We start from the raw sequence: 13,769 nt of genomic DNA on the forward strand, positions 1-13,769 counted from the left end.
AGCCATCGCCGCCGCCGGGCGGATCCCGTTCGCGTCGCAGGCCCGCCGCCCCACACGGAGAACGGAGAATCCATGGCAGAGACGCAGAACAAGTCGTTCCCGGCGAGCGCCGCGACCCGCATCCCCTTCGCACTGGCGCTCTCCGCGGTCGCAGGCTGCGCCGATTCGATCGGCTTCCTCGAATTCTCGCAGCTGTTCATGTCCTTCATGAGCGGGAACACGACGCGGTTCGGCGTCTCGGTGAGCCGGTTCGACTGGGAGAGCACGTCGCGCGTCGCCTCCGTCATCGTGCTGTTCTGCTTCGGCGCCTTCGCGGGCACGCTCATCGCCGCCTGGGTGGGGCGCTGGCGTCTCTCGGTGCTGCTCCTGCTGCAATCGGTACTGCTGACCATCGGGCTCATCATCCCGCACGGCACCTTCGCCTTCCCGCTCCACGCCTACCCCATCGTGATCGCGCTGGGCCTGCAGAACGCGACCCTGCAGGACGAGGGCGGCCGCAGCCTCGCGCTCACCTACGTCACCGGCGCTGTGGTCCGGTTCGGCACCGGGCTCGCCAACCTGATCCTCGGCACGGTGGCGCCCTCGTTCTGGATCCAGGCACCCCTGTGGGCGGCCCTCAGCACCGGCGCCGTCATCGGCGGCTTCCTGCAGATGCGCTACGGCGAGGACGCCTTCCTGTTCCCGGCCGCCGTCTCGGCGCTGCTCGCGGTCATCGCCCTGGTGCTGACGATCGTGAAGCCCGGCAGCCGCTACGTCAGCGGCGAGGTCGAGACGCATCCGCCGGACGGCACGGCTGCGGTGCGGATCTAATCGGCGCTGCTCCCGCGCAGGCGCTTGGTGGCGCTCCGCTTCGACTTGTCGTCGAGGCGGCGCTTCTTCGAGGCCAGGGTCGGGCGCGTGGCGCGCCGGGGCGTCGGCGGCACCGCCGCCTCGGCCACCAGTTCGGCCAGGCGCTCGCGGGCATCGGCCCGGTTGCGGTCTTGCGTCCGGAAGCGCTGGGCGCTGATAACGATGACGCCGTCCACCGTCAGGCGCTTGCCCGCCAGCCGCATCAGCCGCACCGCCACCGCGTCGGGCAGGGACGCCGAGCGACGGGCATCGAAGCGCAGCTGCACCGCCGTGGAGAGCTTGTTGACGTTCTGGCCGCCGGGGCCGGACGCACGCACGAAGGTCTCCTCCAGCTCCGCCTCGTCGATGGCGATGTGAGGCGTGCACTGCAGGGCCACGGCGCAGCTCCTCAGGCGGCCTCGGCGGGGGTGCGGGCGCGCACCGCCAGGGCGTGGAGACCGCGCTTGAATGCCGGTTCGAGGGCGCCGTTGACGATGCGGTGACGCTCGACCCGGCTCTTGCCCTCGAAGGCGGCGGCGACGACGTCCAGCCGGAAATGCGTCTCGCCCTCCGGGCGCGCGCCCGAATGGCCGGCATGCAGGTGTGATTCGTCGATGACCTCCAGAGCCTCGGGCGCCAGTTGCGCCCGCAGGGTCTCGTCGATCCACGCCTTCAGGGTTCCCGTCTCGCTCATCTGGTCGTCTCCTTCTGACCCGTTCGGGAGCTTCTTATCCGACCCGGCCGGGCCTGCCCCGGGTCTCCCGCGTCAACCCCCGGCGATCGCATGCGGCATCAGGCCCGCCGCTCTTGTGTCTGCGATCCGCCCCCTCATAATCGCCCCATCATGGATCTCAACTCGCCCCTGTTCGACAGCATCCGCATCAAGCCGTCCTGCGACGAGCCGAAGGCGGCTGCGACCCAGACCTGCGAGACCCCGGGCTGCAAGAATCCGGGCCTCTACCGCGCGCCCAAGGGCCGGAAGGCGGAAGGGCAGTACTGGCGCTTCTGCATGGACCACGTGCGCGCCTACAACGCCACCTACAACTACTTCGACGGCATGAACGACGCCGCCGTGCAGGCCTACCAGAAGGACGCCATCATCGGGCACCGGCCGACCTGGGCGATGGGGGTGAACCCCGCCGGCGCCGGCGAGAAGGGCAAGGCCGCGCCCAAGCGCGACTGGGCCTATGTCGACCCGCTGGACATCCTGCGCGCGGAGGGCGTCGGCGAGACGGCCCGGCGCAAGGCCGCACCCGAGCCGCGGCGGCCCCGGCACTCGGCCACCATCCTCAAGGCGCTGGACGTGCTCGGCCTCGACGAGACCGCGGATGCGGGTGCGATCAAGGCGCAGTACAAGACCCTGGTGAAGCGCTTCCACCCCGACGCCAACGGGGGCGACCGCTCCTTCGAGGAGCGCCTGCGCGACATCATCCGCGCCCACGATGCCCTGCGCGCCGCCGGGCTGTGCTGACCCGACGCGGGGGTCGCGGCACGATCGATGCACGTTTTCGGCCGCTTCTCCGCACGGGGTGGGGGAGCAATTGCCGCGCGAGGCCCTATATCCTCAGCTGTCACCCCTTGGCGTCGCCCGGCGCCGACCCTTAGATGGCGGTCGCGCACGGCTCGTGTCCCGAAGCGCGAGACTGCAGAACCCGATACAGCCCGCGCGCTGCGTGCTCGACCCCACGGCACCCGCGCCCCGACGAGGTCCTTATGCTTTCTGACGTCACGCCCGCCTCGCTGCCCGACCGGACCGTCTCCGTCCGCGAGGCCTTCGGCATCGACCTCGACCTCCAGGTGCCCGCGTTCTCCCAGACCGACGAGCACGTGCCCGCCCTCGATCCGGACTACATCTTCGACCGCGAGACCACCCTGGCGATCCTGGCGGGCTTCGCCCGCAACCGCCGCGTGATGGTCACCGGTTATCACGGCACCGGCAAATCGACCCATATCGAGCAGGTGGCCGCCCGCCTGAACTGGCCCTGCATCCGAATCAACCTCGACAGCCACGTCTCGCGCATCGACCTCGTCGGCAAGGACGCGATCGTTGTGCGCGACGGCAAGCAGGTCACGGCCTTCCAGGACGGCATCCTGCCCTGGGCGCTGCAGAACAACGTCGCGCTCGTGTTCGACGAGTACGACGCGGGCCGCCCGGACGTCATGTTCGTGATCCAGCGCGTGCTCGAGCTCTCGGGCCGCCTCACGCTCCTCGACCAGAAGCGCGTCATCAGCCCCCACCCGGCCTTCCGCCTGTTCGCCACCGCCAACACCGTCGGCCTCGGCGACACCTCGGGCCTCTATCACGGCACGCAGCAGATCAACCAGGGCCAGATGGACCGCTGGTCCATCGTCACCACGCTGAACTACCTCGCGCATGACCGCGAGGTGGACATCGTCCTCTCGAAGGCGACGCACTACCAGCGCGACGGCGGACGCGACATCGTCAACCGCATGGTGCGCGTGGCGGACCTCACCCGCAACGCCTTCATGAACGGCGACCTCTCCACCGTGATGAGCCCGCGCACGGTGATCACCTGGGCCGAGAACGCCGACATCTTCAAGGATATCGGCTTCGCCTTCCGGGTGACCTTCCTCAACAAGTGCGACGAGCTGGAGCGCACCCTGGTGGCGGAATTCTACCAGCGCGCCTTCGGCAAGGACCTGCCCGAGAGCGCGTCGAACGTCGCGCTGAGCTGAGGATCGTTTCTTCGGAGAATCGCGATGGCCGAGCCGGCCCTGAAGGATGAGACACGGGAGACATCGCCCTCCGAGCGCGCACCGAACCGTGCGCGCTACGAGGACGATTTCTACGCGTGGCTGATCCAGCAGGCCGACCTTCTGCGAGCGCGTCGCTTCGAGGATCTCGATCTCGAGCACGTGGCCGAGGAGCTTGAGGGCTTGTCGAAGAGCGAATTCAACAGACTTCGCAGCACCCTGCGCGTTCTCGTGATGCACATGCTGAAATGGGACCAGCAACCGGAGCACCGGACGCCGAACTGGATCTTCTCGATCCGCGAGCAGCGGCGGCGTTACATGCGGATCCTGGCGGACAATCCGGGGCTGAAGCCCCGCCGTGACGAGGCCCTCGGCACCGCCTATCCAGACGCTCGCGACTGGGCCGCCGATGAGACTCACCTTTCGCCAGATGAGTTTCCGCCTGAATGCCCCTACGCCTGGGACGATATCCTGGAGCGCCCCTTCGATTTCGACTCGGTGAAGACATAACCCCGTGAGCATCTCCAACCGCAAAGCCGGCGACCGGCGCGAGCCCGTCGCCGAACCGCTCAAGCGCTCGGTGGCCGGCTGCCTGCGCGCCATCGCCAAGCGTTCCGAGATCGAGGTGGTCTATGCCAGCGACCGGCCTGCGCTCACCGGCGACAAGGCGCGCCTGCCCGAACCGCCCCGCAAGCTGACGCCGGAGGATGTCGCCATCCTGCGCGGCAACGCCGACTCGATGGCGTTGCGCCTCGGCTGCCACGATGTCGCCGTCCACCGGCGGCTCGCCCCCGAGAATGCCGGGGCGCGGGCGGTGTTCGACGCCGTCGAGCAGGCCCGTGTCGAAGCGATCGGCTCCCGCCGCATGGCGGGCGTCGCCTCGAACCTCACGGCGATGCTGGAGGATCGCTATCACCGCGGCGGCAAGTACGAGGACATCACCGACCGGGCCGATGCGCCGATGGAGGATGCCGTGGCGCTGATGGTGCGTGAGCGCCTGACCGGCGCCGCTCCCCCGGCGGCGGCGCGCAAGATCGTCGACCTCTGGCGCTCGCACATCGAGGACAAGGCCGGCCCGAGCCTCGACGGGCTCATCGGCTCCATCGAGAACCAGCGTGCCTTCGCGCGCTCGGTGCGGGATCTGCTCACCTCCCTCGACATGGCGGACGAGACGCCGTTCGATCCCGAGGACGACGAGAGCGAGGACGAGAACGAGGCCCAGGACGACGAGCAGACTCCGAGCGAGGGCGAGGCCGAGGAGCAGTCGCAGGGTGACCGCTCCGAGATGGAGACCTCGCAGGAAGCCTCCGACGAGTTGCAGGAAGGCGCCACCGAGGCCGCCGACGCCCCCTCCGGCGAACTGCCGGACGAGGCCGAGGACGCCGATTCCGAGGAGGCCTCGGAGGCGTGGCGCCCCCCCTCGCCGCGCACGAACGAGCCGCGCGGCCCGGAGTACAAGGTCTTCAACCCGCGCTTCGACGAGATCATCCACGCCGAGGATCTCTGCGACGCCGACGAGCTCGCGCGCCTGCGCACCTATCTCGACAAGCAGCTCGCCCATCTCCAGGGCGTGGTCGGGCGCCTCGCCAACCGCCTGCAGCGGCGCCTGCTGGCGCAGCAGAACCGCGCCTGGGACTTCGACCTCGAGGAGGGTCAGCTCGACCCGGCCCGCCTCGTTCGGGTGGTCACCGATCCGTTCCAGCCCCTCTCGTTCAAGCGCGAGAAGGACACGAATTTCCGCGATACGGTGGTCACGCTGCTGCTCGACAACTCGGGTTCCATGCGCGGCCGGCCCATCACCGTCGCGGCCACCTGCGCCGACATCCTGGCCCGGACCCTGGAGCGCTGCGGCGTCAAGGTCGAGATCCTCGGCTTCACGACCCGGGCCTGGAAGGGCGGACAGTCGCGCGAGGCGTGGCTCGCCGCCGGCAAGCCGAACACGCCGGGGCGGCTCAACGACCTGCGCCACATCGTCTACAAGAGCGCCGACGCGCCCTGGCGGCGGGCGCGCAAGAACCTCGGCCTGATGATGCGCGAGGGCCTGCTCAAGGAAAACATCGACGGCGAGGCCCTGGACTGGGCGCACAAGCGCCTTCTGGCGCGCCCCGAGCAGCGCAAGATCCTGATGGTGATCTCCGATGGCGCGCCCGTGGACGATTCGACCCTGTCGGTGAACCCGGGCAACTACCTCGAGCGCCACCTGCGCTGGATGATCGAGGACATCGAGACCCGCTCCCCGGTGGAACTGCTCGCCATCGGCATCGGCCACGACGTGACGCGCTACTACCGTCGCGCCGTGACGATCATCGACGCCGAGGAACTCGGCGGCGCGATGACGGAGAAGCTCGCCGAGCTGTTCGAGGAGGATTCGGGCACGCCCGTATCCTCCCGGCGCTCCGCCGGCGGGCGCCGATAGCGCCCGCTCCTCAGGCGGCGCGCTGCGCCAGGGTCTCAAGGGCGGCGGCGACCTCGTGCGCGTCGAGGCGCCGGATGATCGGCCCGGAGGTCCAGACCAGCATCGGAACAACCCGGTGCGCCGGATAGATCTCGGCCAGCAGCGCGGCGTAGAGGGCGATCTGCCCGGCCTCGGCGCGCGGCAGAGCCGCGCCCTCCGCGAGAGGGCGGCCGGTCTTGAAATCCGCCACCCAGACCGTGTCGGCGGAGACCGCCAGACGGTCGACCCGTCCGAAGACCGGGCGTGAGACGCCCCCCACCCGAACCCGGCCCGAGAGCGTCACCTCGGCCCGCGCCTCGCGGGCGAAGAGCGGCGCGAGGTCGGGCTCTTCCAGAAGGCGCAGGGTAGCGGTGACGATGGCTGCCTGCTTGGCGGGCTCCAGGCCCGGCGCCCGCGCGCGCACGAAGGCCGTGGCGGCGGCCGCGCGCTGGTCCGGGTCGATCCGCGGCAGGTGTTCCACCAGGGAGTGGATCAAGGTTCCACGCTTGCGCGCCGCGTTGTCCGCCTGCCGCTGGCCGGGCTGGCGCCGGGTATCGGCGGCTCCGAGGGCGCCGGACGGGGTGACCGGGGGTGCCGCCTCGGCCTCCGGGGCCACGGGCCTCTCCAGCCAGGCCGGAAGGTTCGGCGGAGCGGCGGCGACGGCGGGCGTCGCCTCGGGCGCCGTCGCCGCGCCGCCGTCGCGCCAGAGCGTGGACGGGCCGTACGCCGTCTCGACGGACTCGCCGGCCCCGAACTCGGCCTCAAGGCCGGTGCGGATCATCTCGCACCAGGCCGCCTCGGTGGGGGCCTCGTGCCCCCGGTAGGGCGCGATCACGAGGCGGTCGGCGGCGCGGGTCATGGCGACGTAGAGGAGCCGGTTGTGCTCCTCGCGGGCCCGGGCCTGCAGGGCGGCGCGAGCCTGCGTGACGGCCTCGCAATCCCCGGCCTTGGCCCCAGCCCAGACCGGCGGAAGCGGGCCGGCCCCCTGCCCGAAGCGCGACCGCGCCGGCTCGGAACCCGCCACGGAGAGCAGCGGCGGATCGTTGCGGCCCAACGCCTCGCAGCCGTCGATGACGACCACGACCGGCGCCTCCAGCCCCTTGGCCCCGTGGACGGTCATCACCCGGACCTCGTCACGACCGGATTCGAGGTCGCGCTTGACCGTGTGCCCACCCTCCCCGCGCCCCGGGACCGTGTCGTAGCGGGCGAGGAACCCGCCGAGCGAGGGCGCATCGGGCGCCTGCTCGGCCTGGGCGGCCGTCATCAGGAAGACGTCGATGGCGTCGCCGGCCTCGCCGCCGAGGCGCGAGACCAGGGCGCGGCGCCCGCCACGCGCCCCGAGCAGGGTGGCGTAGAAGCCGAACGGCCCCTCGCAGGCCGCCAGGGCGATCCAGGCGCGCAGGGCCTCATGCCCCCGGATCGCCGCCGGATCGCCGGCCGCCGCGTGCCGGGCCAGGGCATCCTCCAGGGTCTCGTGCAGGTCGCGGCAGGCGGCGATGCGCACGAGGTCGTCGTCGTCGAGGCCCACCAGCGGCGTCTTCAGGGCGCCGGCCAGGGTGAGATCGTCGGCGGGCAGGAGTCCGGCGCGGCCCACCGCCACGAGGTCGTTGACGGCGATGTGGGCGGCGATGTCGAGGCGGTCCTGGCCGGCGACCGGCACGCCGAGCGCCTTCATGGCACGGATCACCTCCTCGAAGGCGGCCGAGCGCTTGCGCACCAGGATCAGGATGTCGCCCGGGCGCCAGACGCGGCCGCTCTCGTCGCCCGTCGTGATCCAGGCGAGCGCCGCCCGCGCCACGCGGCGCGCCGTGACGATCGCGGGCGCGTTGGTTTCCGGCGCGTCCACGGGGGCCGCCCAGGCATCGGGCTCGGGCTCGTCCGCCGGCTCCTCGATCGGCCAGAGTTCGACGGTGCCCGGCGCCGCTTTCCGCGCCGTACTGTGGGTGGTGCCGATCGCCGTGTCGTCGAAGGACAAGCCCTCGTAATGCTCGGCGATCTTGAAGGTGGCGTCGACCGCGCGCAGCACGCCGCCGGCCGAGCGGAACGAGAGTTCGAGCCGCACGTCCTCGAAAGCGAGCTCGGCGCCGGTGGCGGCGCGCTGCCAGGCGCGCCGGGTGGTCTCGAACTCGCGCGGCTCGGCGCCCTGGAAGCTGTAGATCGACTGCTTCGGATCCCCCACGGCGAAGCGCGTGCGGGCGACCTCGCGCGCCCCCTCGCCGCTGGCGAACTCGGCGGTGATGCGGCGCAGGATCTCCCACTGGTGCGGGTTGGTGTCCTGGGCCTCGTCGATGAGGACGTGATCGACGCCGCGATCGAGCTTGTAGAGCACCCAGGTGGAATCGACCCGGCCGAGCAGGTCCAGGGTCTTGTGGATCAGGTCGTCGAAATCGAGCGCCCCGAGGCGTGCCTTCTGGGTCTCGACCCGCCGGTGGATCTCGGCCGCGAGCGTGAACAGGGCCTGCGTGCGTTCCAGGGCACGCACCCCGCGCAGGCTGTCCTGGAGGGGTTCCAGGCGGTCGCGCTCGTCGCGCAGGGCCTGCTTGACGTCCTCCGGAACCGCCTTGGTTCCGAGGCTCTTGTCGGCCTTCGGCTCGCCCTCCTTGGTGAAGAAGATGGCGCGATAGACCTCCAGGGCCTCGTCCCGGCGGCTGGCCTCGTCCCGTATCGCATCGACCTGCACCAGCCTGTCGGCGATGCCCTCGTCGGTGGCCTTGCCGGTGCGCAGGCGCGCGGCGGTCTCCACGAGATCGCCCAGGACCCCGTCGAGCATCCGGGTCTCGATCTCCGCCACGGTCTCGCCGGCCCGGACGCCGAGGGCGTCGGCCAAGGCGCCGAAGGCGCCGTCGAGTCCGCCGCGCGCGGCCAGGACGTCGCGCGCCCGCATCGCGTTGCGGATCGCCTTGCGCAGGGCGTCGCCCGTGGCCTCCGGCCCGACGATGGCGAGGGCATCGCCGAGATGGGGATAACCACCGCCGATGGCATCGGCGAGCACGTTGCCGGTCTCGATCTGGAAGGCGTCCGAGGCCTGGACCTCGTCCAGCACCACGAAGCGGGCGGGAACGTTCGCCTCGAAGGGAAACATGTGCAGCAGCCGCTCGCAGAGCGCGTGCAGGGTCTCGATCTTCAGGCCGCCCGGCGTCTCGACGGCTCGCGCGAACAGGCGCCGCGCCACCTGCAGGGTTTTTCGCGCGGGGCGCTCACCCGTCAATTCGGTGAGTTCGGCGCTGAGCGTGGCGTCGTCCAGGGTCACCCAGCGGCCGAGCACGCGGAACACCCGGATCGACATGTTGGCCGCCGCCGCCTTGGTGAAGGTGAGGCAGAGGATGCGCGCGGGCGGCGCCCCGTCGAGGAGCAGGCGCACCACGCGGTCGGTGAGCACCTTGGTCTTGCCCGCACCCGCATTGGCCGAAACCCAGGCCGAGGCGCGCGGATCGGCGGCCCTCCGCTGCGCGGTCTTGGTGAGGTCGTCGACGACGAAGGCTTCGCGGGTGGATACGCCACTCATCAGCTGGTCGGCCTTTCGTCGCCCGGTTCGGCGGCCACATCGGGGACCTGATCGAGCAGCACCAGGGCGGCCCCGATATCAGCACGGTCGGCCCGCGCCCGGATTTCCTTCAGGCCCCGGCGATGGCCGAGCCCCTCCGCGATGAAGGCGACGAGCAGTTGATTGACGGAGACCTTGTCCTCGTCGGCCGCGGACTTGGCCTGAGTCATGACGTGCTCGGGCAGGCGGAGTGCGAAGTTCGACATGATCCCTCCTTCGTCTGTCAGCGGGTCAGGAATGCTTGCGGGGTCATGGCCTCGATCCCGAAAGCCATGAGGACGGGTTTTCGAAAGTGCCGATCGTACGTCAGGATGGTGTCGGCTCCGGCGGCCAGGGCGCATTCCACGTAGAGATCGTCCTTCGGATCGTCGAGAAAGGGCCTGAACCGGAACCAGGGCAGGACCGGAACCGCCGTCGCGCAGACGGCGTCGAGGATCGTGTCGATCCCCTGAGGATCGATCGCCGGATTGGGCCCGAGTAATCCTGGTCGCTTCAGCACATCCTCGTATTCGAAGATCATCGCCGGTGAGACCGCGAACGCGAACCGGCGCATGAGCATCCCACGCAGGACGAAGTGGGACGCGCCGTTCCGCGATCGCAGGGCGCCGAGCACGACATTGGCATCCACGACGATCATGCCGCGAATTTGATATCGTGAGCGATATCGGTCAAGGCGCTTCGCCGATGTTACGGCACCGTCGACGCGTCATGACTCGGCTTCCCCGCCAAGCGACCATTCGAGCACCCGCGCGAGGTGATCGTAGTTCCCATAGGATTTGGCGTATTTCGGGTAGGGCCGCGAGGTGTAGGCCGCCTCGCCCGCGAGGAAGCGGGCGACGAGTCCCCGGAACCGGGTGACGTGATCGGCCACGATGGCGGCGACCTCGCGCTCGTCGCCGCGCGGCGGCTTCACGAGGAGGGGCTCGAAGGGTTTGCGGCCGCCCGAGGCGTGGACGTAGAGGAGGTCCGGCGTGGCATGGGTCGCAGCGAACCCCTCGAAGGCGCCCGCCATGAGCATCGCCGCCTCCAGGGTGAGCTGGGGCGAGAAGCCGGCGAACACCTCCTTGTTGCTCGGGGGCAGGCCGGTCTTGAAGTCGACGATGCAGGCTCCCCCGTCGCGGCGGCGCTCGATCCGGTCGGCCCGCGCCCGCAGGGTGAAGGTCTCCGCGCCCATCGGGATCGCCCAGCTGCCGGAGATCTCCGGATGGACCTTCGCGAGCCCTTCGCGCCGCTCGGTCTCCCAGTCGAGGAACCGGGCCGCCAGCCGCTCGTAGCGCGGCCACCACTCGGCGTAGAGTTCGGGATAGGTGTCGGAGATCGGCCGGAAGGCGTTGAGGGCGAGGTCGTAGAGCTGCTCCACCGCCGCCTGGGGCAGGGCCTCCGGGTACCGCTGCGCGAAGCCGCCGAGGATGTCGTGGATCAGCGTGCCGCGATCCGCCGCGCCGGGCTCGGCCGCCACCGGATCGAGGGGGTCGAGGCCGAGCACGTGGCGGGCGAAGATCACGTAGGGGTCGCGCACCAGGGTCTCGACCTCGGTGACGCTCAGGGACCGCGGGAACAGGGCGGGATCGGGCCGGGGCTTCGGCTGCTTCAGGCGGCTCTGCGCCGGGCCGGTGCCCTGGTCGAGGGCGGCGGCGTAGGCCGAGAGGCGGCGCCCGGCCTGGAGCGCGCCGTTCCAGTGGGCCTCGCCCGCGAAGGCGCGCAGGCGCTGGAGGAAGCGCGACGGCACGGTGGGGGCGCCCTCGCGCTTGGCCGCGCGGGTGATCACGGCGTCGCGGTGGCCGAGCGCCTGGACGAAGTCGTGGGCGCTCTGGCCGATGCGGCGCTCGGGAGGATTGAGGCCGATGCGCTCGCGCATGGGGCGGTTGAGGAAGGCGTCGGTGGTCGTCTTCATCGGCCAGACGCCCTCGTCGAGGCCGCCGAGCACCACCCGGTCGACCCGCATCAGGCGCGCCTCCAGGAGCCCGAGGATGCGCAGGCGCGGGTGCGGGCGCCCGTCGCTGCAGGCCACCATCCGCTCGCGGGCCAGGGCGGTGAAGAAGGCGGGGTAATCGCCGAAGCGCCCGGGCAGGAGGCCCGGCTCGGCGAGTTCGAGATCGTCGAAGAGGGCGTCGAGGACGGCGAGCGAGGCGTCGTCGATCGCCTCCCCCTCGGCCGCTTCGATCAAACGGTCGAAGGTAGCGCGATGGCAGGCCGCATAGGCGACGAGGTTTCCCACACCGCGATGATCGGTGTCGATGAAACCGCGGAACGTGAGTTCCAGGCAGTCGAGGAGTTGGGCGGCGAGATCCCAGTCCAGCTCCGTCAGGCGACGCTTGGCGCGGGGTCGACGCCCGGTGGCGGCGCGCTGGTCGGCGAGCGCCTCGCGCAAACCGTCGAAGCCCGGGGCGGGCGCGGGACCGCGCAAGGTCCCGATCTCCAGGGCGGCCGCGGCACGCACCACGTCGCTGCGTGGCATCCCGAGCCGGACGAAGGGATGCGACAGCAGGGTGATCAGGCGGGCCGGCGTCAGGTCGGCGGCGAGTTCTGCGGCCAGGCGCGCGAGCCGGCCGGCGCGGCTGCGCGAGAGGGCCTCGCCGCCGGAATCCTCAGCCACGATGCCCCAGCGGGCGAGTTCGGCGGCCACCCGGACGGCCAGGGCCCGGTCGGGCGTCACCAGGGCCGCCTCGGCGCCCGGAACCTCCAGCGTCTCGCGCAGGGCGATGGCGATGATCAGCGCCTCCTCGCGCTCGTCGGCGGCCTCGACCAGGGCGAGGCCGCGCATTCCGGATTCGGCGAGGGCGGCCCGCGCCGCCGGCGTGAGGTCGGCCCAGGCCTCGGTGGTCTCGGCCGGGCGCAGGGCCTGCGAGAGCAGGCCGGACCGGGCGACGGCGTCCGCGTCGGGCTCACCCAGGCGGGTGACCCGCGAGCGGTCGAGCCCGAGGCAGCCCGGACCGAGCAGGCGATGCAGGATCGCCTGCGGATGCCCGTGGGCGATCTCCCGCGAAAACCCCTCGCCGGTCTCGATCGCGTCCCAGCCGGCTGCGTCGAGGTCGGCATCGAGGCCCGGCAGCACCACGGCCCCGCGCGGGAGCCCCGCCACCGCGCCGATCAGCCGGGCGGTGGCGGGCACCGAGCCCGTGGAGCCCGCCACGATCACCGGATCGCCGGGGCGCTCGCGGGTCAGGCGCTCGGCCTCGGCCAGCACGAGCCGCCGCGAGCGCGAGACCGGGTCGCTCATGCCGCGCTCGGCGAGAATGCCCGGCCAGGCTTCGGCGGCGATCTTCACGAAATCCAGAGTCAGGCCGAAATAGCGCGAGTATTCGGCCTCGACCGCACCGCCGATCTCAGCCCAGGGCAGGCCCTCCACGGTGAGCGCATCCATCAGCCGCTCGAGGTCGGCCGCGAGCCCGATCGCGTCGGCGGGCGAGGACGGCACGAGGAAGGGCACGTCGTCGTCGATGGGCAGGAGCGTGCGGTCGACCGCCTCGGCCCATTTCTGCACGAGCCGGGCCAGGATCAGCCGGCGCTCCAGGGGCGGCATCGCCGGGGCGAGCACGTCCGGCCCGTTCTCGATCAGGGGGTTCGCGGCGAGATCCAGTTCGGCCTCGTCCGCCTCGCCGAGGGGGACCATGCGGGGCAGCAGCGCGGCCTGGCCGAGGCGTGCGGCCAGGATCGCCGAGAGGGCGCGCACCGCCCGCTGGGTCGGCAGGTAGAGGGTGACGCTGGCCAGCGCGAAGGGGTCGGCGCCGAGATCCCCGACGAGCCGGCCCGAGATCAGAGCATCGGCCAGCGTGGGCAGGAACGGCGCACCGGGAGGAATGGTGAAGACGTGGGAGGACGGGGATTCGCCGGAACTCATACGCGCAGCCAGTTGTCCCGTTCATGGGAAACGGTGATCGACGTCCGTCCAGCGGAGACGCTGGCCGGGTCGCGATCGACGGTCATCGGGTGATGTCGCGAGACGGTCGCGCCGGCAAGGTGAAGTCGCTGGAAGCCCGGAGATCGTACGGCATCGCGGCCGGCGTTTGGGAACAGGTTCTTGCGGCGACGCTGCGGCCGTCGACATCGATCGACGCATCGGGCCTCCGATGACCGAACGGTCTCATGCGATTCGCGGGCTCGGACGGCCCGCCCGGCGTCAGGGCCGGATGACCCCACAGAGAGACGATTCGTTCCGGGCAACGAAAACCAACATTGGTTTACGAGATCGTTCGCCGAGGCCGCGAATTCAAGTCCCGCGACGCCGTCCCGACGCCCGACGCGCCT

The 13,769-nt window shown here is 71.2% G+C and carries 11 protein-coding genes; 5 read left to right on the forward strand and 6 right to left on the reverse strand.

The window, feature by feature from the left end; genetic code table 11:
- Window positions 1-72 precede the first annotated feature (72 nt).
- Window positions 73-810, forward strand: a complete 738-nt coding sequence (locus OF380_RS04915) for a YoaK family protein (protein WP_264049654.1) — start codon at window positions 73-75, stop codon at window positions 808-810.
- On the opposite strand, the gene arfB is transcribed toward OF380_RS04915, so the two are convergent.
- A complete protein-coding gene (gene arfB, locus OF380_RS04920; protein WP_264049655.1) occupies window positions 807-1,226 on the reverse strand; it encodes an alternative ribosome rescue aminoacyl-tRNA hydrolase ArfB in 420 nt (139 codons plus the stop codon). The two genes, OF380_RS04915 and arfB, sit on opposite strands and share 4 nt — an antisense overlap.
- Window positions 1,227-1,237: 11 nt before the next feature.
- Window positions 1,238-1,522: a BolA family protein gene (locus OF380_RS04925; RefSeq protein ID WP_264049656.1), complete on the reverse strand. Its 285-nt coding sequence runs from the start codon at window positions 1,520-1,522 to the stop codon at window positions 1,238-1,240.
- Between the two features lie 150 nt (window positions 1,523-1,672).
- Between OF380_RS04925 and OF380_RS04930 the strand changes: the two genes are divergently transcribed.
- From OF380_RS04930 to cobT, 4 genes are all read left to right on the forward strand, one after another.
- Entirely contained in the window at window positions 1,673-2,299 is a 627-nt protein-coding gene (locus OF380_RS04930) for a J domain-containing protein (protein ID WP_264049657.1), read from the forward strand.
- A 242-nt stretch (window positions 2,300-2,541) separates the two neighbouring features.
- A complete protein-coding gene (gene cobS / locus OF380_RS04935; protein WP_264049658.1) occupies window positions 2,542-3,525 on the forward strand; it encodes a cobaltochelatase subunit CobS in 984 nt (327 codons plus the stop codon).
- Window positions 3,526-3,549: 24 nt separating this feature from the next.
- Window positions 3,550-4,053: a DUF29 domain-containing protein gene (locus OF380_RS04940; protein WP_264049659.1), complete on the forward strand. Its 504-nt coding sequence runs from the start codon at window positions 3,550-3,552 to the stop codon at window positions 4,051-4,053.
- Window positions 4,054-4,057: 4 nt separating this feature from the next.
- Entirely contained in the window at window positions 4,058-5,959 is a 1,902-nt protein-coding gene (gene cobT / locus OF380_RS04945; protein WP_264049660.1) for a cobaltochelatase subunit CobT, read from the forward strand.
- Window positions 5,960-5,969: 10 nt separating this feature from the next.
- Here cobT and addA read toward each other — a convergent pair whose 3' ends face one another.
- The 4 genes from addA to addB form a co-directional block, all read right to left on the reverse strand.
- Complete coding sequence (gene addA / locus OF380_RS04950; protein WP_264049661.1) at window positions 5,970-9,482, reverse strand: double-strand break repair helicase AddA; 3,513 nt, start codon at window positions 9,480-9,482, stop codon at window positions 5,970-5,972.
- Complete coding sequence (locus OF380_RS04955) at window positions 9,482-9,727, reverse strand: hypothetical protein (protein WP_264049662.1); 246 nt, start codon at window positions 9,725-9,727, stop codon at window positions 9,482-9,484. Before OF380_RS04955 ends, addA begins: the two co-directional genes overlap by 1 nt.
- A gap of 17 nt (window positions 9,728-9,744) precedes the next feature.
- Window positions 9,745-10,158, reverse strand: coding sequence for a PIN domain-containing protein (locus OF380_RS04960; RefSeq protein ID WP_264049663.1), 414 nt, complete (start codon window positions 10,156-10,158; stop codon window positions 9,745-9,747).
- Window positions 10,159-10,227: 69 nt separating this feature from the next.
- Complete coding sequence (gene addB, locus OF380_RS04965) at window positions 10,228-13,362, reverse strand: double-strand break repair protein AddB (protein ID WP_264049664.1); 3,135 nt, start codon at window positions 13,360-13,362, stop codon at window positions 10,228-10,230.
- Window positions 13,363-13,769: the final 407 nt, after the last annotated feature.

Source organism: Methylobacterium sp. FF17 (assembly GCF_025813715.1).
Taxonomy (GTDB): Bacteria; Pseudomonadota; Alphaproteobacteria; order Rhizobiales; family Beijerinckiaceae; genus Methylobacterium; species Methylobacterium flocculans.